The sequence below is a fragment of the Novosphingobium fuchskuhlense genome, from assembly GCF_001519075.1.
GTDB classification, from domain to species: Bacteria; Pseudomonadota; Alphaproteobacteria; order Sphingomonadales; family Sphingomonadaceae; genus Novosphingobium; species Novosphingobium fuchskuhlense.
This window is the reverse complement of the sequence record NZ_KQ954246.1, coordinates 739,505-763,214: the sequence shown is the minus strand read 5'-3', so window position 1 is coordinate 763,214 and position 23,710 is coordinate 739,505. Positions and strand designations below refer to the sequence as shown.

General features: G+C 62.7%; 19 protein-coding genes. 12 read left to right on the top strand and 7 right to left on the bottom strand.

Features of this window, described 5'->3' with window-relative positions; all coding sequences use genetic code 11:
- Positions 1–9 precede the first annotated feature (9 nt).
- The gene (gene yhhA / locus AQZ52_RS18655) at positions 10–168 is read right to left on the bottom strand and encodes a YhhA family cyclophane-containing RiPP (protein WP_156425013.1); all 159 of its coding nucleotides are present in this window, start codon (positions 166–168) and stop codon (positions 10–12) included.
- Positions 169–860: 692 nt separating this feature from the next.
- Here yhhA and AQZ52_RS17385 point away from each other — a divergent pair.
- Together AQZ52_RS17385 and AQZ52_RS17380 are read left to right on the top strand one after the other, a co-directional pair.
- Positions 861–2,240, top strand: coding sequence for an AAA family ATPase (locus AQZ52_RS17385; RefSeq protein WP_067913917.1), 1,380 nt, complete (start codon positions 861–863; stop codon positions 2,238–2,240).
- Between the two features lie 4 nt (positions 2,241–2,244).
- Positions 2,245–3,039: an HNH endonuclease family protein gene (locus AQZ52_RS17380; protein ID WP_067913914.1), complete on the top strand. Its 795-nt coding sequence runs from the start codon at positions 2,245–2,247 to the stop codon at positions 3,037–3,039.
- 176 nt (positions 3,040–3,215) lie between these two features.
- Here AQZ52_RS17380 and AQZ52_RS17375 read toward each other — a convergent pair whose 3' ends face one another.
- Positions 3,216–4,904, bottom strand: coding sequence for a strawberry notch C-terminal domain-containing protein (locus tag AQZ52_RS17375; RefSeq protein ID WP_420806458.1), 1,689 nt, complete (start codon positions 4,902–4,904; stop codon positions 3,216–3,218).
- Between the two features lie 323 nt (positions 4,905–5,227).
- The gene (locus tag AQZ52_RS19310; RefSeq protein WP_476703803.1) at positions 5,228–5,644 is read right to left on the bottom strand and encodes a hypothetical protein; all 417 of its coding nucleotides are present in this window, start codon (positions 5,642–5,644) and stop codon (positions 5,228–5,230) included.
- Positions 5,645–5,794: 150 nt separating this feature from the next.
- Between AQZ52_RS19310 and AQZ52_RS19305 the strand changes: the two genes are divergently transcribed.
- The 3 genes from AQZ52_RS19305 to AQZ52_RS17360 are packed head-to-tail and all read left to right on the top strand — an operon-like array spanning position 5,795 to position 8,570.
- Positions 5,795–6,661, top strand: coding sequence for a tyrosine-type recombinase/integrase (locus AQZ52_RS19305; RefSeq protein WP_476703802.1), 867 nt, complete (start codon positions 5,795–5,797; stop codon positions 6,659–6,661).
- On the top strand, positions 6,655–7,569 hold the full coding sequence (locus AQZ52_RS17365) for a tyrosine-type recombinase/integrase (protein ID WP_067913905.1): 915 nt from the start codon (positions 6,655–6,657) through the stop codon (positions 7,567–7,569). Before AQZ52_RS19305 ends, AQZ52_RS17365 begins: the two co-directional genes overlap by 7 nt.
- Positions 7,566–8,570 (top strand): tyrosine-type recombinase/integrase, encoded by a 1,005-nt coding sequence (locus tag AQZ52_RS17360; RefSeq protein WP_067913902.1) that lies wholly within the window; start codon positions 7,566–7,568, stop codon positions 8,568–8,570. Before AQZ52_RS17365 ends, AQZ52_RS17360 begins: the two co-directional genes overlap by 4 nt.
- A gap of 136 nt (positions 8,571–8,706) precedes the next feature.
- On the opposite strand, the gene AQZ52_RS17355 is transcribed toward AQZ52_RS17360, so the two are convergent.
- Together AQZ52_RS17355 and AQZ52_RS17350 are read right to left on the bottom strand one after the other, a co-directional pair.
- Positions 8,707–11,172 (bottom strand): strawberry notch-like NTP hydrolase domain-containing protein, encoded by a 2,466-nt coding sequence (locus AQZ52_RS17355; RefSeq protein ID WP_067913898.1) that lies wholly within the window; start codon positions 11,170–11,172, stop codon positions 8,707–8,709.
- A gap of 73 nt (positions 11,173–11,245) precedes the next feature.
- Positions 11,246–12,097: a DUF7146 domain-containing protein gene (locus AQZ52_RS17350; protein WP_240481740.1), complete on the bottom strand. Its 852-nt coding sequence runs from the start codon at positions 12,095–12,097 to the stop codon at positions 11,246–11,248.
- Positions 12,098–12,269: 172 nt separating this feature from the next.
- Here AQZ52_RS17350 and AQZ52_RS17345 point away from each other — a divergent pair, with 172 nt between their 5' ends.
- Positions 12,270–12,932, top strand: coding sequence for a lytic transglycosylase domain-containing protein (locus AQZ52_RS17345; RefSeq protein ID WP_067913892.1), 663 nt, complete (start codon positions 12,270–12,272; stop codon positions 12,930–12,932).
- 44 nt (positions 12,933–12,976) lie between these two features.
- On the top strand, positions 12,977–13,156 hold the full coding sequence (locus AQZ52_RS18820) for a DUF5818 domain-containing protein (protein ID WP_067913890.1): 180 nt from the start codon (positions 12,977–12,979) through the stop codon (positions 13,154–13,156).
- Here AQZ52_RS18820 and AQZ52_RS17335 read toward each other — a convergent pair.
- Both AQZ52_RS17335 and AQZ52_RS17330 read right to left on the bottom strand, forming a co-directional pair.
- Entirely contained in the window at positions 13,144–14,418 is a 1,275-nt protein-coding gene (locus AQZ52_RS17335) for a tyrosine-type recombinase/integrase (protein WP_067913887.1), read from the bottom strand. The two genes, AQZ52_RS18820 and AQZ52_RS17335, sit on opposite strands and share 13 nt — an antisense overlap.
- Positions 14,419–14,871: 453 nt before the next feature.
- A complete protein-coding gene (locus AQZ52_RS17330; RefSeq protein WP_067913884.1) occupies positions 14,872–17,823 on the bottom strand; it encodes a TonB-dependent receptor in 2,952 nt (983 codons plus the stop codon).
- Between the two features lie 260 nt (positions 17,824–18,083).
- On the opposite strand from AQZ52_RS17330, the gene ribB reads away from it, so the two are divergent.
- The 5 genes from ribB (at position 18,084) to AQZ52_RS17305 (ending at position 23,614) form a co-directional block, all read left to right on the top strand.
- Positions 18,084–19,352 carry a 3,4-dihydroxy-2-butanone-4-phosphate synthase gene (ribB, locus tag AQZ52_RS17325; RefSeq protein WP_067913881.1) on the top strand — a complete coding sequence of 423 codons (1,269 nt, stop codon included), beginning with the start codon at positions 18,084–18,086 and terminating at the stop codon, positions 19,350–19,352.
- 6 nt (positions 19,353–19,358) lie between these two features.
- On the top strand, positions 19,359–19,778 hold the full coding sequence (gene ribH, locus AQZ52_RS17320) for a 6,7-dimethyl-8-ribityllumazine synthase (RefSeq protein ID WP_067913879.1): 420 nt from the start codon (positions 19,359–19,361) through the stop codon (positions 19,776–19,778).
- 209 nt (positions 19,779–19,987) lie between these two features.
- A complete protein-coding gene (gene rpsA / locus AQZ52_RS17315) occupies positions 19,988–21,694 on the top strand; it encodes a 30S ribosomal protein S1 (RefSeq protein WP_067913876.1) in 1,707 nt (568 codons plus the stop codon).
- Between the two features lie 115 nt (positions 21,695–21,809).
- Positions 21,810–22,574: a hydroxyacylglutathione hydrolase gene (gene gloB, locus AQZ52_RS17310; protein WP_067913873.1), complete on the top strand. Its 765-nt coding sequence runs from the start codon at positions 21,810–21,812 to the stop codon at positions 22,572–22,574.
- On the top strand, positions 22,574–23,614 hold the full coding sequence (locus tag AQZ52_RS17305; RefSeq protein ID WP_067913870.1) for a LacI family DNA-binding transcriptional regulator: 1,041 nt from the start codon (positions 22,574–22,576) through the stop codon (positions 23,612–23,614). Before gloB ends, AQZ52_RS17305 begins: the two co-directional genes overlap by 1 nt.
- Positions 23,615–23,710 lie beyond the last annotated feature (96 nt).

The following is a 23,710-nucleotide window of genomic DNA, read 5'->3' as shown; positions in this document are numbered from 1 at the left end:
ACTCTCGCCCTAGCGGTTATGGCGGTTATGCACCCGGTCGTAGGCAGTCGGTGCGCTTACGGCGCCGTTACGGACTTCGTCCACTAGCCGGGCAAGCGCCGCGCTGTCGAGCCTCAGCGCGCTGGAGTTAGCGACGGCTTCGACCGGCCGAGTTTTTGTCATTTCCATAGAGGATCTCCTTCTGATCGAGCTATTGCGAATTTTCGCGTTAGCAGAGTTCGTGGCTTGCTCATAGCAGGCATCTTGAGGACATATCTCAAATCGTTTTATGAAAATGTCTCATACAATTCTCGACCTTCTTACGTATATTTAAAATAATTTAAAATACTAATTCATATTCTATCTTATATAACAGACTTTTTAAATTTCAATTTAAAGATTTAACCTGAACACGCCCGGTGTGATATGCGAGCGCATGGAGATAATCGTATCCTCTTTCGCAGATTTTCTAACAACGCTTGGCACAACGACGGCTTAGATCTTAGAATCCGGCGCAATTTCGCAGTTTGACTAGATGCGATCCTGATCAGCAATGATGTGCCAGCTGATTGGCGGGCACGCCGACATTGCGATCCCGCTCGCCGGCAATCCTTCTGTCGTCGGTAAAACCGTAGCCGCACATTTGGCACGCGCGGGCCTTAATTAGGGCAGAGGGTAGTCCCTTAGAAACGCTGCGATCATCACGCTGAAAGGTTGATCTAACTGCGTCCAGCTGTGAAGCTCGGCTAGAGCGAGCATGATGCGGTCGGATTTTGCAAGTTCGGGCGAACCAGCTCGCAAACCGACGGTGCTCACATCAGCGTGGTCAGAGCGGGGGGATCAGTCTAGGAACGGCTCCAGAGCCGCCGATCGAGGATTCGATGACCGACGCAATACATTATCTCGGCCTATCGCTGACCAACGTGCGTGCCTTTGGCGGTCAGCAGACACTTGATCTATCCATTGACGGCAAACCTGCCCGCTGGTGCGTGATCATTGGCGAGAACGGCGTCGGCAAGACAACTTTGCTCCAGTCCCTGGCAGCCATGCGCCCATTGCCGACAGTCAGCGGCCCGGAGTCGGTCTTCCTTGACGAGGAGCTCGCGGAGTGGACTGAGTCGGCCGAGAGTGTTGTTCAAATTCCCAGCAAAGAGGCCGGTCCACCTGACGCGATCTCGCCCGCGTTGGCCGACTTTGAAAACGACAGGATCGAGAGCCTTGTGCGCCGCGGCGACGCCATGACTGCCGGATTCAGAGTCGCCATGATGACCGAGCAGGGCGACGCGTTCAGCTTTGGCTATGACGTGGTGACGCGTGCCGGAGAGCTCGAATCCGCCGACCCCCGGCTTGCCAGGAAAACCTTGTCGGGGGATGGTCCGCTCGTGATCGGCTACAGCGCCTTTCGGCACGCGGGTTTCCGAAATCTCTCGTCAATTGGGGAATATGGTCCCGCCGAAGCCCTATTTGACGAGAAGATCATGCTTGTCGATCCCGACGAGGTACCTGACCGGATCGATTACAATGCGCTCCTGGCCCACCGCGATAAGAATGAGGTAGAGCAGGCGCGCTGGGAGACGTTTCGAGACTCGATGCTCGAAGCCATCGCAGCCCTCATTCCGAAAATCTCGCGCGATGATTTGAAGCTTGCTGGCAGCGGTATCAGCGTCCGGACACCCTCGGGCTTTGCGCCTCTCAGGCAGATGAGCCTGGGCGCCCAGACCACGGTCGCCTGGCTGGTCGACCTTGCCTGGCGTTTGCATATGAACTTTCCGGAGAGCAGAGATCCCTTCGGAGAAAGCGCGATCGTGCTCATCGACGAGGTCGAACTGCATCTCCATCCCGTCTGGCAACGCAGCCTGCGCGATCAGCTGCTAAAGCACTTTCCGCGCATTCAGTTCATCGTCTCGACGCACTCTCCGGTGATTGCCCAGGAAAGCATCGCAGCGGGGGATCCGGTCTCGATCGTCAGATGGGAGGGTGATCATGCCGTCATCAAGCCCGATCCGTTCGCCAGGGAGGTCGTGCGGCTCGACGAGGTGGTGACTGTTGCGTTCGAACTCGAGACGTCCCTGCCATCGCGCTTTGAGGCATTGCTCGCGGAACGTCGCGAACTGATTCAAAAGGGTGACCTAGATCAAGCAGAGAGCGATAGGCTCCAACACCTTCATCGCTTTGCCCGTGCCGTTCAGAGCGGTTCTCTCGACGTGATGCCGGATATCGAGAAGCTCATGGCAGGAACCGGGGAAGACGTGGCGGACTGAATCAATGATCCGAATCGACAAGGGAGAGGCGCCCAACGTCTTGCTGACCCAAGGGGTAGATGCCGCCAAGGAACTTTGCTCGGTCTACGACAAGGATCAGGCTGCCTACCACAACGGTACCAAGCGCCTGACCTTCAACGATGGGATATACGGGCATCAGAGTGTGCGCGACGCCTTGGACCGATCGCATCACGGCAAGTGCGCGTTCTGCGAGGTCCACATCCCGAAACCTTATGCGCTCGCGCATGTCGAACACTGGCGACCCAAGGGCAGTGTCACTCAGGAAAAAGGCATAAAGGCATCGACGCCCGGCTATTACTGGCTCGCCTATTGCTGGGACAATCTCCTCCTAGCCTGTCATTTCTGCAACAGCAGCAACAAAGGTGTGCAATTTCCGCTTGCAGATCCAACACGGCGGGCCAGCAACCATCATCAGCTCGTCGCGGCCGAGGCGCCGATGCTCCTTAATCCCGATGCGGAGGACCCGTCGGAGCACATCGAGTTCGTGGAGGAAATACCGCGCGGCATTAGCCCCCGGGGGATCGCCACGATCAAGGCCCTCGGGCTAGACCGGCTCGAACACACGCCACGCGACGCGCTGATCGCCAAGCTGCGATCCGATCATGATTTCATCGCTCGCAACAATGCCGACCCGCACCCAGAGCTGATATCAGAGGTGGCCCGCCGCCGGGAATTCTACGGCCAGGCCGGGGATCCCGCGTCGCCGTTCAGTGCGATGGCGGCCGCATTTATCGCCCGCAATCCGTTGCCCGATCCGGTAATTTTTCCCGTAGATTGAGGCGGAAACTTTTGGCGTAAGGATGGGCAGCTCGTCGCCCTTCCCCTTTCGCAAGCCGATGTTCCGGATTGTCCGCAGACTCGGGCATTGACGACGCTGCTTCATCGCACCACTCCTTCTCATCTTGAGAATGATGCGTTGCGTCGACCGGTTGAACCCACCCCTAACCCGGTCGATCAATGGCGCTCAACGCTCGCCACAACCTCAGCAGCACCCTCCAGCGGAACGAACAGACGCGTATGGAACCGGATAATGTCCGTGAAGCAGCCCTGCGCCTTGTACCAATCGAGCCGACTTGCCGACCAACCGGTCAGTTCAAGCCGCTGCGCGCCATTGACGAGGCTCCGCTTGAGCATGAGCGTCTCCCTCGCCTTGACCGGCATGGCACGGCCGCTCGCCAGAACCGCAGCAATGAGGCTGTCGGGTGTCATCTCGGGCGCGGCATCAAGGCCGAGCGCGTTGCATATCTCGCCGACGGCATGCAGCGGGACCTCGCGGCCCAGCAGCGAGCGGCCGTCACGTGCGGATATACGGCTCACACGAACATAGTCGGTTGGCAGCTTATCCCAGACCGGGAGCAGCAGGCCCGTGGCCAGATGCAGGCGCTCGCGCTTGAGCGAGGACAGCGCTTCGTCGACTTCGGTTTGCCATGCACCGCGGAAAGCGGGCTCATCGACCGGCTCCCAACTGCTCTCAGCCAGCTGATCGGCAGACAGGTATCCACGCTTCAACGGGCGCACCAGTTCGTGGCGCGTGATGCGGGTGCCGTCATCCGAGAGCAGACTGCGCGCCGGCACCAGCAGAGCTGCCCTGCCCGAGCGCGTGTTGCGCATCAGCCGCCGACGGCTGCCGGACGTACCTTGGAGCTTCCCAAGCCGATCAAGCGTCAGGGGCTTTAGCGCCCGTGCGATCTCCAGTTCCAGCAGGTGGGTTGTGGCACCAGACACGCTGTCGGTCCGCAGCAAGGTGTCGGACAGGATCTCGAAGCTTTCGACAGCAATGGTCTCGAGCCCGAGATCGAGCGTCCCTGCTGCTCTTGCCGCATCGATCCGCGCCTCAACCAGCCCTAGGAATTCATCGAAAATCGCGTTCTGGAGGCCGATCGGCAGGGCGAGGATACGGTTGAGCCAGCGCTGGATCGTCGGCAGGTCGTCGACCATCCCGCCATCGGCGCTCTCGATCCTGAGTCCGGTCAGCTCCTGGAATCGGGCCAGCCCGACAGCTTCAAGCTTTCCCAGGAACAGCAGGCCGAACCAGCGGTTCAGCGCTTCCTTGGCATAGATGCTCTCCAGATTGTCGGCAGGATCGAACAGGTTCTGCCCGCCGGTCTGGCGTTGTCCCCGGGTCAGGGCCCCAAGGCTATCTAGGCGACGCGCGATCGTGGAGATGAATCGGCGCTCGCCGCGCACATCGGTGGTGACCGGCCGGAACAACGGGGCGGACGCCTGATTGGTTCGGTTGGTTCGCCCAAGGCCCTGAATCGCAGCATCGGCGCGCCAGCCTGGTTCGAGCAGAAAGTGGACGCGTCGAGCCTGGTTCTTGGCGGCAAGATCCGCGTGGTAGCTGCGCCCGGTGCCGCCGGCATCCGAGAAGACGAGGATACGCTTGTCGCCGTCCATGAACGCCTGAGTCTCGGCAAGGTTGGCGCGCGGGGTGCGCGACTGCAGCTTCTGGCGCCCGTCGGAACCGACGACGAGCCGCTTGGTGCGGCCGGTGACTTCAGCGACCCTATCGGTGCCGAAGCGTTCGATGATCGCATCGAGCGCGGTAGCGATCGGCGGCAGCGCGCAGAGCTGCTCGACCATCCTCTCGCGCGCGGCCAGCGCTGCCTGGCACAGCACCGGCGTGCCGTGTTCATCGCTCATCGGCTCGGAGCGAGGATTGCGATTCTCGTCGGTGAAGACGGCCATCAGCCGCACGGGGAAGCTCTTCATGAGGTAGTCGACCACGTATTCTTTGCAGTCGCAGTTTATGTCGAGCGTGGCGGCGGGAGGCGCAGGTTTCCGTTGGTTTTCCATGATTTCACTCCAGATAATTACGGTTCCCTCGACCTCAACAAGTCGAAGGAACCAACATGCGATCAAGATCATCATTGCCGTTTCGAGCGGCACCGCTCCGGGTCGAAGACCCGCCCAGTCACGACGCTCTACTCACCGCATTCCTCTCCTCTCTGGCGCTCGACGAGGGGTCAGGCTGTGCGGTTCTGTTTGGCGCTGCCGCCCGCCATTTTATGCATTGGCTGGGACTGCATGGGATCGCGATCCGCACGATCGACGATCGGACCGTTCGGCGGTTCGAGAGGCATCGGTGCCGTTGCCACCGGTATTCTGCGCAGCAACCAGATTATAAGGCGGACATTGCAGCCCGGGTCAGGCGCTTCGTCCGCTTCCTGGAAGATCAAGGCTACGTCGAAGTCGACGACGGGATCGACGATCTGCCACAGCACCTCGCCGACTATTTCGACGGGATCGATCGCTTGCAACTCGCGCAAGGACCGGCCCAGTCCTATCGATCCGAGGCCGAGCATTTCACGGCCTGGCTTCGCATTGCGCGACGACGGTGGATCGATATCGACAACACGATCATCGACCAGTACGCCGCGCATGATTGTCGGTGTCCGGTCTGGCGCAAGCGAGGCAAGCTCGTTGCCTCGGGTGCGAAGCGTCGACGGCGGTGCGCTAGGCACTTCGTCGAGTTTCTTCGACGGCAGGGTGCTATCCCACCGGTCGAACCGGTGGCGGATGCTGACCCGTACATGTCGGCTTACCTCGCCTGGCTCCGGCAACATCGCGGCGCCACCGAAGAGACGATCCGCCGCTACCGGGCTGACATTCGTCGGCTCATGGCCATGCTGGGCGAGCCTTCGCAATGGGATGCGGCGGCTCTCAGGCGGGCGTTTGAACGACGAAGCAAGGAGACGCCGGGATCCGTCTCGCTGATCGTCACGATCATGAGGAGCTACATCCGCTTTTTGATCGGGCAAGGCGAGTGTCGACCGGCACTGTTGCACGCGATCCACTCGGTCCAGCGATACCGCCTTTCGACTCTGCCCCGCCACGTCTCCCCGGCAACGATCGAGCAGATAATCGGCGCTTGTCCGACAGACCGCCCAGTGGAAGTTCGGGACAAAGCCATCATTCTTCTGCTCGCCAGGCTCGGCCTGCGTGCCGGCGATATTCAGGATATGCGCCTCGACGACATCGACTGGCGGTCAGGTCATCTGACGGTCAAGGGCAAGACACGACGGCCCGACCGACTGCCGTTACCCCAGGATGTTGGCGACGCGATCCTGGACTATATTGTTACGGCCCGGCCCAAGGCCGCCGATCCGCACTTGTTCGTACGGGCACAGGCCCCATTCCGGCCGTTCCGCTCGTCGGCGGAGATCGCCGGTATAGTTGCGCGCACGCGTGAACGCGGCGGGATCGAAGGAGTGCCGACCGGATCGCACATCTTCCGGCATTCGCTTGCCACCAACTTGCTGCGCGCGGGCGCGGGGCTGGAGTCCGTCGGGACCATCCTGCGTCACAGTTCGCCCGAGACCACCGCCATCTACGCCAAGGTCGATCTGCCGATGCTCATGAAGATCGCCCAGCCCTGGCCAGGAGAACCGTCATGCTGAACACGCACATTTCCCGCTACGTTGCACTGCACCGTAGTCTTGGCCGGAAGTATGACGAACAGGACCGGCTGCTCCGTCTCTATGCCGCCTACGCAGGGCATTTCGGTGACCAGCACACCCAGGTCCAGCGCATCTACGACTGGTGCCACACGGCGAGCTCGCAATATGTGGCACAGACCCGTTTCGACACCGTTCGCAACTTCAGCCTTTTCGCCCATGCCGAGGAACCCGCCCACGAAGTGCCTCCTGCTGGCGTCTTCGGCCGGGGTAAGCGTCCACGCCCGACCCCGTATATCATCGAGCCCGAACAGATCCGCGCCATCATGGCCGCGGCGCTGGACCTGCCGCCCAAAGGCACAATCAGCCCCCACACCTACCATTGCCTGTTCGGATTGCTGGCAGCGACTGGCCTGAGGATTTCCGAAGCCCTCGCGCTACAGTGTGACGATCTGGGCGAAGACGGGTTGATCATTCGCAATGGCAAGTTCGGCAAGCAGCGCCTCGTCGTGTTGCAGGCGTCGACCCGGCAGGCGCTCGAAGCATATCTCGCGACCCGAGCGAGGCTCGGTGCCACGGGCAATGACCTGTTCGTGACCATCCGAGGACGGGCACCCCACAAGGTTCGCGCCCACATCGTGTTCGTCCGGTTGGCACGACAGCTTGGATATCGAGGACCGACCGGAACATCGGGCATGCGGATGCACGATTTGCGCCATACCTTCGCCGTGCGCTCGCTGGAGTCCTGTCCGCCGGACAGGGAGGCCGTGGCACATCACATGGCCGGTCTCAGCGCCTATCTGGGACACGCGTCGGTCACCAACACCTACTGGTATCTCGAGGCCACCCCGGTGTTGCTGCGCGACATCGCGGTCGCCAGCGAACACCTTTACCTGGGAGACGCGGCATGACGGCACTTGCCCCCTATCTCTCGGCGTACCTGCGCGAACATCTTTCGCGCGACCGCGCCGTCAGCCCGCACACGGTGAAGACCTACGCCAACTGCTTCGTGCTGCTGGTCCGGTTCGCTGCCGACCGGTTGAAGCGTCGGCCAACCGATCTTGAGGTCGAGGATCTCGGCACGGACCTCATCCTGGCCTTCCTCGACCATGTTGAGAACGGACGCGGCAGCTGCGTGAGGACCCGCAATGGCCGATTGGCGGCGATTCGATCATTCTTCCGGTACATCGAGTATCGCGTGCCTGCCTGTCTCGATCAGGCCCTGCGCATTCGTGCGATTCCAACCAAGAAGACCGACAAGGCACTGATCGAATACCTCGACCGCGCAGAAATCAAGGCTTTGCTCGATGCCCCGGATCCACGGACACGCCTCGGTACCCGTGACCGCGCTATGTTGCATCTGGCCTATGCTGCCGGGCTCAGGGTGTCGGAACTCGTATCGCTGCAACAGCGCGATTTCCCGGACCGTTCGCTGTCCACCATGCACATCATAGGCAAGGGCCGCCGCGAACGGGTCTTGCCGCTCTGGAAAGAGACTCAACTCGCGTTGCGCGCATGGCTTGCGATCCGGCCCGAAGCGCAGGTTTCCGAGTTGTTTCTCAACGCGAACGGGCAGCCCATGACGCGTGATGGGTTTGCGTTCCGTTTAGCCGAACACGTCAAGACCGCCGGAATCAAGCAGCCTTCGATCCTCGGTAAACGGGTCACGCCGCACGTGCTGCGCCATTCCTGCGCCATGCACACGTTGGCGGCGACAGGTGACATTCGCAAAGTCGCGCTGTGGCTCGGCCACGCCAGCATCCAAAGTACCGAGGCTTATCTGCGCGCCGATCCCGAGGAGAAGCTGCAGATTCTGGCGGCCCACGGTGCCCCAGCCATCAAGCCCGGGCGCTTCAAGCCGCCATCCGACGCCCTGATCACCATGCTTACCGACGTTCGAAGACGGACCTGACCCGTCCCCGGACATCTCCTGACCCACATATTATCTGGAGTGAAATCATGGAAAACCAACGGAAACCTGCGCCTCCCGCCGCCACGCTCGACATAAACTGCGACTGCAAAGAATATGTGTAATGTTGAGCTCAACATTACACATATTCACGGGGCGACAGGTCGATCTCCAGCGCTTCGCGTTCCTCATCAGACAGCTCGGCGAGGCGGCGATCGAGCATGGCCTCGGCCGTGGAGACCAGCTGGACAACGACCGCATGGCCTTCCTGCAGCGCCGCATCGATTGCCGGGAGCAGGCTCGGCAGCTTCATCGACAGCAGTAGCTGCGCGAAGAAGCGTTGCTTGGTGCCTTCGAAGACCGAGAGCGCTGCCGATTTTGCACCGTTGTTGAGCGTGCCGCCCGTTTCACTATCGACGATACGTGTGGCCTCGAGCGCCTCGCGCAGATTGGCGTGGATGATCGCCCAGGCGTCGGCATAGGCATCGTAGACCGCGATCTGATCTGCGCTCAGGTCATGCTCGAGGATCTCGTATTCGACACCCGCAAATGAGAGAGCCCGCGCCGTGTAGAGCCCGAGGGCCTTCAGATCGCGGGCAACGAGTTCCATTGCAGCAATTCCTCCTGCGCGGATATCGGTGACGAACTCCTCGCGGGTGGCAAAGGCCGTTGCCGGTCCCCAGAGACCGAGCCGTGTGGCGTAGGCGAGATTGTTCACGTCCGACGCTCCGGTCGCCGAAGCGTAGAGCACACGCGCTCTTGGCAGCAGGTTCTGGAGACGCACGCCAGCGACACCTTGTTCCGAGCCCTTGGTCTTGCCGCGCGAACCTTCGCCGCCTGCGGCATTGGCCATAGCGTGTGCTTCATCGAAGACGATCACCCCGTCGAAGTCCTCGCCGGCCCAGGCGAGGATCTGATCGAGCCGGGAGGCATCAGCGCGTCCCGAGCGCAGCGTAGGGTAGGTCACGAACAGGATGCCCTCCTGCATCGTCACGGGGCTTCCGAGCTTCCAGGTCGCGAGCGGCTGGATATCGATGGGCAAGCCGCCAAGCGCGGACCAGTCGCGGCGTGCGTCTTCGAGCAGCGCCTCATTCTTGGAAATCCAGATATGGCGGCGTCCGCCCTGCACCCAGCGATCGAGAATGACGCTCGCCACCTGGCGTCCTTTGCCAGCGCCAGTTCCGTCACCCAGGAAATAACCCATGCGGTAGGCTTTGCCTTCGGCGCTCGGTCTAAGCGTGCAGCCCTTGTCTTCGGGCGCAAACAAACCCGGCAAGTCGCGCGCGTGGGCGCTGACAGCGTAAACGAGGGTCTCGATCTGCGCTGCCGAGAGGAGCCCGCGCGCTACGGCACCGCCGGGAAGCTTGGGGACGACGGTAGGCACTGGCGCGGTGATCGAGCCCATCGCGACCGATTCCACCAGCGGTGTGGGGTGCTCAGCAGCTCCCGCAATCTCGATCCGGCTGGGCCGATAGGGCAAGTAGTGGCCAACCTGCTCTGGCGTCGGGGCAGGCACATCGAGCGCTTTGTAGGCTATCGACGCGGCCGCTTCACTTGCGGCAGTTGGCCTTGCCGCCACTGGCGATGGACGAAGCCCCGGGCGCAGCCGCGGCAGGACCTTGAGAGGGAAAAGCGGCGTTGCCGCTGCAGCTTGGGCTATGACGCGAGCAGGCACCGCATCCACCAGAGCACCGAGCTCTGCAAAGTCCGAAGTCCGAGCGATGACCGGTTCGCTGGCCACATCAACCTTGTCGAGCACTAGCAGCCGCGTGGTGATCGAGGTCCCCTGGGCCAGGAACCCGCGCTCGATGGCGACGTCGAGGCGCAGCGCCGCCGGGCCGGTCATGCGGCGCAAAAACCGGCCGATGTCGAACCACTCCGGCATGATCGCGGTGAGCCGCCCGCCAGGGGCAAGGCGGTTCCATGCCGAACGCAAGTGCCGCGCGCCCGTGCGGCCATCGTGACCGCGCTCGGCGCTCCACGAATAGGGCGGGTTCATCAGAACAACGGCTGGCCGGGGCACTTTGCCCATGAGGTCGTCGATCAGTTCTGCATCGTGGCCTGTAATGCTGGCCGCTGGGAACAGGTGGCCGAGACAATCCCGCCTCAGCGCGGAGAGTTCGTTGAGGGCAAGCCTTGCGCCCGCCTTGTCCGCCCATACCGCCAGCATGCCGGCTCCGGCGGAAGGCTCAAGGACGAGATCGCCGCGTGCGATGCCACAGGCCCGTGCCGCTAGCCAGGCAAGTCGCGGCGGGGTCGCGAACTGCTGCAGCTCGATCTGCTCGTCGCTGCGCGCGGTCTGACGCGGCACCAAGGATTCTAGGCGGCCGAAGAAATCTGCGGCAGTGAGTGGGCTAGCGTCCAACCCGATTGCCGGCTGATCCTGCAACCAGGCGACTTGAGCCAGTTCGAGTGCAGCGTGGGCTTCGCGCGCAGACCAGCGGCCAGCTGCATCGCTGCCACCAAAATACGCGGACAGCTCACCATTGAGGGTCGGGCGTGTGATGGCCTCGGATCGGGTAAACCGGGCTGCAAGGGCATGCGCGACTGACAGCACAAGGGGTGGCCCACCAAACGGCAAGGCAAGAACGGGGAAAGTGGACATGCGAAACCTCCTGACGAGACCCGCGTCATGCAGGGCTCAAAAGGCCCCAAGCCACCTTTCCTCTCTGCGACGCTCAAATCGCCGCGCGCAATCTCCGCATAAGCACGTCATTCCAGTCCTCGTCGGCACGCTCAGGGCGCTGGGTTACGATCCGCCGATCCATTTTGGCATAGGCTTCGCGAGCGCGTTCTTCTGCGAGCAGGCCGCCAGCATCGTTGTCGACGAACAGAATGAGTTCGCGCACCGATTCCGGTATCGTAACCAGTCCGAAACGCTCGTTGCCGAGAGTCGCCCAGCAGGGAGTTCCGAAAAGTTGCATTGCTGAAAGCGCGCTTTCGGCACCTTCGGCGAGGCCGAGGCGCGCCGTTCGCGGGAACGCCAGGCGCACCGCGCCAGAACCGAGACTGCCCAGTGCTCGCTTGGGCTGTTCGAACTTTGCGAGACCGTCGCCATCGGGGTTGAGGAAGGTGCGGTGCAGCGCCAGGATTCCGGCATCATTGCGCACCGCCGCCACCATCGCCGGAAGGAACTGCACGGAGCCCTTGGGGCCAAGCGGCATACGCGGATGAAAGCGCAGCTCGGACGATGCGACCGTGATACCTCTTGCCGAGAGGTAGCGAGCGGCCAAGCTGCCCGCGAGGGGTGAGGCCTCAAGCCATAGCCTGAGTGCGTTGCGGTCGGCGATTTCGTGACGCGGCTTGGCTGCGATCGGGCCGCCCGAACCGTCAAACAGGTCCGAAATCCGCACCCCAAGCTTGGCCATGCTCTGTATGACGGCCTCATTGGTGCAGCCGGCAAAGCAATGAACCAAGATCGCTCGCTGGCCAAGCGTGATGCTGAGTGATGGGGTACGATCAGCGTGGGCCGGGCAGCAACACATACCGCGCGAACGGGACCACTTCCCACTCAGTGCCTCGACGATCATGCGAGCGCGGACTTCGAGCGTTTCGCGACTGTGAACTTGGGACATGGGACATCTCCATTTTGGCATGCCTCCACCCGCGCAGCCTCCGCTCTGCGCTGCCATCAATGCGTTTTCCTACACACCTTGTTCTTTATATGTTCCATACCGATTCGGCTATTGAAGGAATCGAGCCATGAGACTGAGATGGGCAACGATTGCTGCGGCGGTGACGGGATTGGCGGTTATCGTCCCCGCTCAAGCGCGGGAGGAAGCGATCACTGGAGTTGCCACTGCCCCTGGGATTGGACCTCAGGGCTTCCGTGTGGCCGAGGCGTCAAACGGTTTCCAATTGGTCGAGCATGGTATCTGGAAACGACCCAAGGATACTACCTTGCCCGCCGCCGCTATCGTCGAAGCGGGCCGGATCCACCTTCCCTATCGCTATGCGAAATCCGATAGCAAGGGACCGTCGGGTTTTCGACGAGCAAGTTACCTCCCCCATGTCTACGCTGCGGAGACGCAATATGCGTTACCGGCGGGCCTTCTCGACGCGTTGGTATGGACAGAGTCCCGGTATAATCCATTGGCGATTAGCAAGGCTGGTGCCGCTGGGTTGGGACAGCTAATGCCCGGAACTGCTCGCGATCTTGGAATTTCAAACCGCTTCGATCCAATGCCTAGCATCTTCGGTGCAGCGCGGTATCTGCGCCAGATGCTCGACAAGTTCGGGGTAGTCCATCTGGCTATCGCTGCCTACAATGCTGGTCCTGGCGCGGTGGAACGAGCTGGCGGCATTCCGCACAATGGCGAGACGCCGGCCTATGTGCGCGATGTGCTGCGCCATTGGCGTTTCTGAAAAGGGGGTTGGTTGTGAGTTCCAGTCGAATACGCGTGTCTGGAATGCTGAGCCGCGGCAGGCGCGGGATGATCTTGACCACAAGAGCCGACGAAGTCTGGATCGTCGAGAGCGAGGAAGTTGCCGACGATCTCATTGGCTCAAAGGTGATCATTGAAGGTGTCGTTGCAGGGATGGATCGGTTACGTGCTGACTGGATTGGCGCGGACAGTCATTCTTCCTGATTTTTCTGCGGCGGATATCTCGCGACGAGGTGAAGAACCTCCCTGCCCCATAGCGCGAGCGCCTCGCGCTTCTCATTGGTGTACTGATGCCGATGATAAACCCCGGCGACACCAGCCATTGCTGAACCCGACTGATGATTGAGGACAGCTTCCGAGACGACCAATGGTATTCCAAGCCTTTGCAGGCCGGTTGCCACCGTCCGGCGAATATCATGCATGGTGAAATGCCCAGCTTCATAGCCGAGCTTCTCGTCCACGCTTGCCCGTATCCGCTTCCAAGCCTTCGACAGGCCACTGACACTATTCGTGTTGGTGACCTTGGATGCCAATAGAATTTGCGATTGTTTGTGAGCGTCGTCCGGAGCGATCCCCGAGGCCGCAAAAATCTCGGTGACGACCGCAAGGGTCTGCGCTGACAGCGGCACCACATTCGCCTTGCCGTTTTTCGCTCTGTCTCCCGGCACCGTCCAAACCTTCGCTTTGAAGTCGAACTCATCGCAAGTGGCGTCGAGCACCTCTCCCCTGCGCTGGGCTGTAAGAACAAGCATTTGCACAAGATGACCAAACGGAAAGCCATCTTCGGCAGCAGCCTGCCACAATGCCGCGAGTTCACGATCGCTAATTACGCGGTCGCGAGGCTCGCTCCGCTTCGGGCGCCAGGCATCCCGACACGGGTTTGCAGGCAAATGCTCGAGCCTGGTGAGCGCCCATGTGTAGAACGTTGAGAGATGGCGAAATACGATGCGCGCCATGGTCAGGGTCTCTTTGCCACCCTCGAAGGCCACCTTCTCGACGAAGCGGCTCACGTCACTTCGAGTGATAGCATCGGCGAGGCGGTCGCCCAACTCAGGCTCAATGTACTTCCGGAAGACCCGGTCGAACTCCCGGGCGCTGCGCTTCTTCCCTTCGATCTGCTGAACAAGGTAGATTTCATAGAGCTCGGCAACAGTTCCAACCCCTTTGGTACCCTTCCGCTTCGCCCCTTCTTTCCTTGCAATATTCTTGCCTTGCTCCACGTCGACAAGGAGATCGCGCGCCTTCCTTCGCGCATTGGCCAAAGTAAAACTAGGGCCATGGCGTCCAATCGTGATATTCAACCATTTCCCCTGCACCCGCTTGCGCAAAATGTATGTCTTGATACCACTTGCGCCGATGCGCAGGCGAAGGCCGTTGACGATGCCGTCCACGAGCTCAATCTGTCCTGTCGCTGGGGCCTTCAGCCCTGCGATCCGCGCATCCGTCAACCCCACTTTGTTCGCCATATGTACCTGCTACCCTAGGTAGCTTTTTGTACTGGATACTAGAGAACATTTCAAGAACAATATGGACTCTGAATCGCAGATTTCCGCCATTTGTGGACCCGTGCGGACACGCTAGGACCCTCTGATTTCAGCTCTTAATCAGCGGGTCCTAGGTTCGAGCCCTAGTGCGTCCACCATTCCCCTTTTATCCGATCTGTTGAAGAGCCAATCGGCGCGAGCTTCGGTCAGCCCTCGCTCGGCAGGCCTCTGCATGCGGGGCGCGAGTGTGCCCGCCGTTAGCTTGCCTTGCCTTGCCTTGCCCTGCGTCACGGCGTCACGGCGGCTGGCGTAGAACCGCCGAACACCCGCGCCGCCGACCGGGACGCAAAAGCAAGGCGCCGGAGGTTTCCCCCCGGCGCCCGCATCAGACCGGCCGGCACCTTTGCAGGCACCAGGCCGGTTCCCCCCAATCGATCAGAACTTGAAGCCGGCGGCGATGCCGTAGCGGCGCGGTTCAAGCGTGAAGACGTTGGTGAAGTTACCCGAGGACTGGTCGGTCACGTAGAGACCGGTCACCGAGTTGTCGTTCGTGATGTTCTGGATGAACCCACGGATGTACCACTTGTTCGACGGACCATCGAGCTGGATCTGGGCGTTCATCTGGGTGAACGACGGGATCCGGTCGGGCAGGCCGTTGAAGATCGTGCCGGTCGACTGGCCGGTGTAGGTCAGGTCGAAGCGCGGGGTGAGCGTGAGGTTGCTGACCGGGATGGCGTATTGCACGCCGGCCGAGAACTTCACGTTCGGTGCGCCCGGCAGCTTGTTGCCGCGGATGTTCACCGGGATACCCGACGAATAGACCGTCACGCCGCCGATGCCGGGGGCATTGCCGACCGTCGGCGCAAGTGCACTGAGCACGGCGCAGATCGAGTAGGCGCCGGTCGATGCGATCCCGCCGTTGGCCGGGAACGCCGTGGTGCCCTTGAGCCCGGCACCGCCCACCACGCCAGGGATCTGCCCGGCGTTGATCAGCGCATTGGCCGTGTTCACGAAGGCATTGACGCCCGCAACGTTATTCGAGTTCGAGCCGACCGCGCAGTTTGCCGCGTTGGTGATGTCCTTGATGATCACCGCATCCTTGCGGCCCGCACCAAAGTCACGCGGATTGGAGAGCAGCTTGTCCTGCGACACTTCGGTGTGAAGGTAGCTGAAGTTGGCGTTGATCGTCAGCGGGCGGATCGGACGGATCACCGCTTCGGCTTCGACACCGTAGATGTTGGCATTCACGTTGTCGTTGACCGAGGTGCGCGCGACGATGCGCGAGAGCTGCAGGTCCTTGTACTTGTAGTAGAACCCGGTGAGGTTCAGCTGCAGCGCACCGTTGCCGAAGGTGTTCTTCGAACCGATTTCGAAGCTGTCGACGAATTCGGGGTTGAAGGTCTCGGGCACCTGGAAGATCGGCGAGAGCGGCGGGTTGATGCCGCCCGACTTGTAGCCGCGCGAGTACGAGGCGTAGATCAGGTTGTTCGGCGAGATCTGGAAGTCCAGCACCGCACGGCCGGTCAGCTCGTTGAACTTGCTGGTACGCACCTGATACAGCTGGTTGCCGTCGAGGCCCGGGTCGGCGTCGTAGCTGCCGATGAAGGGCGAATCATAGGCGTTGGTGCTGCCCTGCGGCGCGAGGAAGCTGAACAGCGTGGTGCGCGCGGTGATGTTCTTCTTGTCGTTGTTGTTGCGCAGACCGACCGTCAGCTTCACCTTGTCGCTGAACTTCCAGTAGGCTTCACCGAAGATGCCCCACGTCGTCAGCTTGTAGCCTTCACGGGTGGCGCCGTTGTTGCGGTAGGCCGGAGTGGCGAGATACGAGGGCGGTGCGCCCGCGCCCAGTGCCGAGAAGGCACCGACCACGCCAGAGAAGTAGTCAAGCCCGAACGAGCTCACGTAGTAGCTGTTCTCGCTGATCTTGTACTGGCCGTAGATGCCGCCCAGCAGGAAGTTGAAGGGACCTTCGAACTTGCTGCTGAAGATCGCTTCTCCGGTCCAGGCTTCCTGGTTCTGCACCGAACGGTCGAAATCGAGCGGGGTGCTGGCGCAGATGCCGTGGCCGCCGAAGACGCCCGTACCGCTGGCTTCGCCAAGCGACGTGCACAGCTTGCCGCCCGGACCATCGGGGGTCAGCGCCGCAGCAACCGGTCCGAGATACGACTTGAGGCCAGGCCCGAGCAGACCGGCACCAGCCGCTGCCAAGGCACCGAGCCCCGGCGCATAGCTCGAGCGATCCGAGACAGCGAGGTTGTAGTCCTGCTGCGAGTCGATCTTGACCTTCTGGTAGTTGCCCGAAACACGCAGGTTGAAGGTGTCGCCGATGTCCTGCTTGATCGAGCCCTGCAGGATCGTTTCAGAGGTTTCATAGGTCGGCGTGAAGTCGGTGCTGACCTGACGTGGATCCTTCGGGTTCACCACGTTGCTGTAGATGCTCGGCCCATAGAGGCTGCCAAGTGCAAAGGCGGTGGGCAGGCCGCGGATCGCGAAGAATTCCTTCGAGGTCACGATGCCGGCCAGCAGCGCGTTGCTGTTGGTGGTGCCGGTGCCGCGCGTGGAATTGAGGCAGCCCAGAATGCCGGTGGGGTCGTTCTGGCAGTACTGCTTCTGGATGCGCAGGCGGTTGTCCTTCTCGTGGAAGTACTGGCCCATGATGTCGACCGTGGTCGACGAGCTCGGCTGCCAGGTCAGCGACCCGCGCAGACCGTACATGTCACGGTCGTCGAGCTTCTTGTTGTCGTAAAGGTTGGTCGTGTAGCCGTCGCGCTTCAGGTAGTAGCCGGCCGCACGCACCGCCAGCGTCTCGCTGATCGGCACGTTGATCATGCCCTTCACGCGGATCGAGTTGTAGTTGCCGTATTCCGCTTCACCGGCAGCGCCGAAACCGTTGAGGTCTGGCTTGGCGGTGCGGAAGTTGACCACGCCCGAGGTCGCGTTGCGGCCGAACAGGGTGCCCTGCGGACCGCGCAGCACTTCGACCTGCGCCAGATCGAAGAACTCGCCTTCGAACAGGCGGGTGAAGAACTGCGGCGCGTCGTTCACGTGGATCGCGGTCGCGCTGTCGCAGGTCACGCCGGTGCAAAGGTCACCGATGCCGCGGATGGTGAAGCTGGAGGTGGTGAAGTTCGTCTTGGTGAAGGTGATGTTGGGCAGCGAAAGCTGCAGGTCGAGCGGGTTGCGGATCTGCTGCTTGGTCAGGTTCTCGGCCGTGAAGGCGCTGATCGCGATAGGCACCGTCTGCAGGCGCTGCGACTGGCGCTGAGCGGTCACGATGATTTCCTGGACACCCGGGCCGCTGTCGGCGGTCTGCGCGCTCTGCGCGAACGACGGCGTTGCAACGGCTGCTGCGCACACACCTGCGAGCAGGGTAAGTTTGCCCCTCATATCAGTATCCTCTCTCTTCAGCGGGCGCCCATCATTTTTGAGGGTCGACCTTCTGGGTACAGAACAGAACAGGCGCATCCCGTTGTCAACCGCTCAATTAAATTTTGCCCATTCCGTAGCGGCATCCTGCACCGAGGTGTGTCCCCGCAGACACCCCTACCCGCGATTACCTCCTGAAATCGCGAATCAATTCGGAAATTACCCACTTCAATGTGATACTGGCTATTGCACCTCACATTGCGATGTGAGACTAGGTGTTCATGTCCAGTGAACTCATTGATCGCATCCGCCGCCTCATCGTTGATGGCGGCATGTCCCGCTCCGGCCTTGCCCGCGCGGCCGGACTCCACGCCAACACCCTGCGCGATGCGGGCCTGCCCGGCTGGAATCCGACCGCCGACACGCTCGCCAAACTCGAACGCGTGCTGAGCGAAGGCGACGACACGCCCGCGCTTGTCCCCATCGAGGAAATCATCGACGAGGCCCGCAACGGGCGCATGTTTATCCTTGTCGACGACGAGGACCGCGAAAACGAGGGCGATCTCGTCATCCCCGCGCAGATGGCGACGCCTGATGCGGTCAACTTCATGGCGACGCACGGGCGTGGCCTGATCTGCCTCACCCTCACCCGCACCCGCACCGAACAGCTCGGGCTCGAGCTGATGAGCCGCAACAACGGCACGCGCCATGAAACCGCCTTCACCGTTTCGATCGAGGCGCGCGAGGGCGTGACCACCGGCATTTCCGCCGCCGACCGCGCGCGCACTGTCGCTGTGGCGATCGATGCATCAAAGACCAGGGACGACATCGTCACCCCGGGCCACGTCTTCCCGCTGATCGCGCGCGATGGCGGCGTGCTCGTCCGCGCCGGCCACACCGAAGCGGCGGTCGATATCTCGCGGCTTGCCGGACTCAACCCGTCGGGCGTGATCTGCGAGATCATGAAGGACGACGGCACGATGGCGCGGATGGACGATCTCGTCCCCTTCGCACGGCGCCACGGCCTCAAGATGGGCACGATCCGCGATCTTATCGAGTATCGTCGCCGCAACGACCACCTCGTCGAATGCATCGACCAGCAGCCGTTCCATTCGGATTACGGCGGCGAGTGGACGATCAAGACCTACCGCAACAAGATCGATGGCGTCGTCCACCTCGTGCTGCAGAAGGGCGCGGTCGACCCTGCCGCGCCGACCCTCGTGCGCATGCACGGCATCTCGATCCTCTCCGATGTGCTCGGCCAGCCCGGACCGCGCAAGCGCAGCCTGCAACGCGCGATGAGCGAGATCGGCAAGGCGGGCTCTGGCATTATCGTGCTGCTCATGCCCGGTGGCAGCGAAGGCCTTCAGGCCGAGATCGCCGGGCGCACCGGCGACATGGACCTGCGCAGCTATGGCATCGGCGCGCAGATCCTTGCGGATCTCGGCATCCACGACATGATCCTGCTCACCAATTCCCACCGCAACATCGTCGCCATCGAAGGCTACGGCCTCAACATCGTCGGCGAACAGCCGATCACCGCGGAGTAAGCGCGCATGGCAAAGTTCCTCATTGTCGAGGCCCGCTTCTACGATGACCTCAACGACATGCTGGTCGCCGGCGCGCGCGCGGCGCTCGAGGCGGAAGGCCACGCAGTCGAGGTCATCACCGTCCCCGGGGCGCTGGAAATTCCCGGCGCGATCGTGCTGGCCGACCAGTCTGGCCAGTATGACGGCTATGTTGCGATCGGCGTGGTGATCCGCGGCGAGACCTACCACTTCGAGATCGTGGCGGGCGAAAGCGCGCGCGGGGTCATGGCCCTCACCATGGACGGGCTCGCTGTAGGCAACGGCATCCTCACTGTGGAGAACGAGGCGCAGGCGCTGGTCCGTGCCGACCCGGCGCAGAAGGACAAGGGCGGCGAAGCTGCCAAGGCTGCCCTGGTGCTGCTCGCGCTGCGCAGCCGTTTCGCCTGAAGCGGCGCTTTCGCTTGCTTTTTACAGGCTCCTGACCTAGGGGCCGCACGTCTGCGCCGGGGCCTGCTCCGGTGTGGATATCTGCCATGGCGTTCGGCCCGGCAGATGGTTCGGCCCCTTGCCCCGGGTCCGCATGGTGCGGAAGCCCGGTGAAAGACCGGCGGAGACAACCGCCTGGCCGGAAACAGCGATAACAGGACTTACCAGCAATGGCATCTCATCCCACGCGCGACGATTTCGCCGCGATGCTCGACGAAACCCTCGGCGGCGCCGCCAATGGCGGCTTTGAAGGCCGGGTCGTCAAGGGCACCGTCACCGCCATCGAAAACGACAAGGCCGTCATCGACGTCGGTCTCAAGAGCGAAGGCCGCGTGCCGCTTCGCGAATTCGCGATGCCCGGCCAGCCGCACGGCCTCAAGGTCGGCGATGAAGTCGAAGTCTACGTCGACCGCGTCGAGAACGCCGATGGCGAAGCGATGCTCAGCCGCGACCGCGCCCGCCGCGAAGCCGCCTGGGACAAGCTCGAGGCCGAATTCGGCGAAGGCAAGCGCGTCGAGGGCGTGATCTTCGGCCGCGTCAAGGGCGGCTTCACCGTCGATCTCGACGGCGCCGTGGCCTTCCTGCCCGGCTCGCAGGTCGATATCCGCCCGGTGCGCGACGTGACCCCGCTGATGGACATGCCGCAGCCTTTCCAGATCCTCAAGATGGACCGCCGCCGCGGCAACATCGTGGTCTCGCGCCGCGCTGTGCTGGAGGAAACCCGCGCCGAGCAGCGTTCGGGCCTCATCCAGAACCTCAAGGAAGGCCAGATCATCGACGGCGTGGTCAAGAACATCACCGATTACGGTGCGTTCGTGGACCTCGGCGGCATCGACGGCCTGCTCCATGTCACCGACATGAGCTACAAGCGCGTCAACCACCCCAGCGAAGTCATCGCCATCGGCGATACCGTGAAGGTGCAGATCATCCGCATCAACCAGGACACGCAGCGCATCAGCCTCGGCATGAAGCAGCTTGAAAGCGATCCGTGGGATGGCGTGGCCGCCAAGTACCCGGTCGGCGCGAAGCTGCACGGCGTTGTCACCAACATCACCGAATACGGCGCGTTCGTCGAACTGGAAGCGGGCATCGAAGGCCTCGTCCACGTTTCGGAAATGTCGTGGACCAAGAAGAACGTCCACCCCGGCAAGATCGTCTCGACCTCGCAAGAAGTCGACGTGCTCGTGCTCGAGGTCGACAGCGACAAGCGCCGCATCAGCCTCGGCCTCAAGCAGGCCCAGCAGAACCCGTGGGAAGCCTTCGCCGAAGCGCACCCCGTCGGCTCGACCGTCGAGGGCGAAGTCAAGAACGCGACCGAATTCGGCCTGTTCATCGGCCTCGATGGCGACGTGGACGGCATGGTCCACATGTCGGACATCGCGTGGGGCATCTCGGGCGAAGACGCGCTGGCGCTGCACCGCAAGGGCGAGCAGGTTTCGGCCATCGTGCTCGACGTCGATGTGGAGAAGGAGCGCATCTCGCTCGGCATGAAGCAGCTTGAAAAGGGCGCTCCGGCGGCCGGCGGCGCTTCGGCCGGCGGCGCAGGCTCGCTCCGCCGCGGCGAAGTCGTCACCGTCACTGTTCTCGAAGTCCGCGATGGCGGCCTCGAAGTGCAGGCCGGCGAAGACGGCGCGACCGGCTTCATCAAGCGCACCGACCTCGGCCGCGACCGCGACGAACAGCGTCCGGACCGCTTCCAGGTCGGCCAGAAGCTCGATGCCATGGTCATCGGCTTCGACCGCTCGAAGAAGCCCAACTTCTCGGTCAAGGCGCGCCAGCTCGCCGAAGAGAAGGAAGCCGTGGAACAGTACGGCTCGTCGGAAGCCGGCGCTTCGCTGGGCGATATCCTCGGCGCGGCCCTCAAGGCCAAGCAGTAAGCCTAGCTTACCGCCGCAAGGCAAACCAAAGGCCCGTCCGGAGCAATCCGGGCGGGCTTTTGCATTGCGGCGCGCACTCAGCTAGGCTCATCGGCGAAGACGCCCGAGAGGACCCATGACGCTCGAAGTCCACCAATTTGCCTGCCTTAGCGACAACTACGGCTATCTGCTCCACGATAGCGCGAGCGGCGAGACCGCGTGCATCGATACCCCCGATGCCGAGGCCTATCTGCGCGAGGCGGCGGCCAAGGGCTGGACGATCACCCAGATCTGGAACACCCACTGGCACCCCGATCACGCGGGCGGAAACGAGGCGATCAAGGCCGCGACAGGCTGCAAGATCATCGCCCCCGCCGCGGATGCCGCGCGCATTGCCGGGATCGACCGCACTGTCGCGCAAGGCGATACCGTCCCCTTCGGAGCCTACACCGCGCATGTCATCGACGTCGGCGGCCACACGCTCGGCCACTGCGCCTATCACCTCCCCGAAGCCGCCGTCGCCTTCGTCGGCGATGCCGTCTTCGCGCTCGGCTGCGGACGCATGTTCGAAGGCACGCCTGACCAGTTCTGGGCCAGCCTCAGCCGCGTGAAGGCACTGCCCGTTGAAACCACGCTCTACTGCGCGCACGAATACACCGCCTCGAACGCAAAGTTCGCCCTCCACGCCGATCCGGACAACGCCGCGCTCGCTGCCTATGCTGCGGAAATCGCGGACAAGCGCAGTCGCGAAGAATGGACCGTCCCCACACGGCTGGACCGCGAACTGGCCACCAATCCCTTCCTGCGCGCCGATGATCCCGCGCTTGCAGAACGCTGGGGCGGCGGCTCCGCAGTGGAAACCTTCGCCGCGCTGCGCAGCGCCAAGGACAATTTCCGCTGATGCCGCAGACCACCGACACCGCACGCCGCATTACCCGCGTCACCTCGTTCGACGTCGCGGAAGAAGCCGGCGTCAGCCAGTCCACCGTCAGCCGCGCGCTCGCCGGCGATACCTCGATCAGCGAGCCCACCCGCCAGCGCGTGATCGCAGCGGCCGCGCGCCTCAACTACCAGGTCAACGAGAACGCTGCCCGCCTCCGCCGGGGCAAGACCGGCACGCTCGCGGTCGTGATGATCTGCCGCGCCGGGCAGGACCGCAAGGACCTCAACCCGTTCTACTTCGCGCTCCTCGGCAGCACCTGCGCGGCGGCTTCCGCGCGCGGCTACGAAGTTCTCGTCTCCTTCCAGGACAGCGCGGAGAACTTCTGGGGCCACTACGAGGAACGCCGCAAGGCTGATGGCATGATCGTCATCGGCACCAGCGAGAACACGCCGGCGTGGGAGTATTTCGGGCAGCTCGATCCAGCCACCAACTGGGTCTGCTGGGGCGCGCCGAGCGACGCCTTCCCCTGGGTGCGCAGCGACAACGAGGCCGGCGCCGCGCTCGCCGTGCGCCACATGCTGGTGCGCGGGTACGAGCGGATCGTCTGCCTCGGCTCGGAAACCTCGCCCCAGCGCCAGTTCAAGGAACGCTATGACGGCTATGCCTCCGCGATGCGCGATGCGGGCCGCGAGCCCGTTCTCCAGCGCATCGAACGCGGCTTGCCGCGCGAGGAGCAGGGCCGCCGCGCTGCGGCCGCGCTTGCGGAAAGTGGTCAGCCGTTCGACAGCATTTTTGCGGTGAGCGACGAGATCGCCCTCGGCGCGCTCAAGGAACTGGCAGGCCGCGGCTATGGCATTCCGGACCAGATCGGCATCGTCGGCTTCGACGGCGTGCGCGCGGGTGCCTGGTCAACCCCGCCGCTCACCACCATCGAATCCGATTTCGAAACCGCCGGCGCTCTGCTCGTAGAGCGCCTGCTTGCCGCCATGGCGGGCGAGCCCGAGACACCGCGCCGCGTGCCGGTGCGCCTTGTCGTGCGCGGCTCGACGCGGCCTTGATGTAACACGCCCCAGACCTCCATCCTGCTCACCCCAAGCCTGTCGCAGAGTGCTGGCCCGACCGCCGCGCATGATGCTTCGACAAGCCCGGCATGA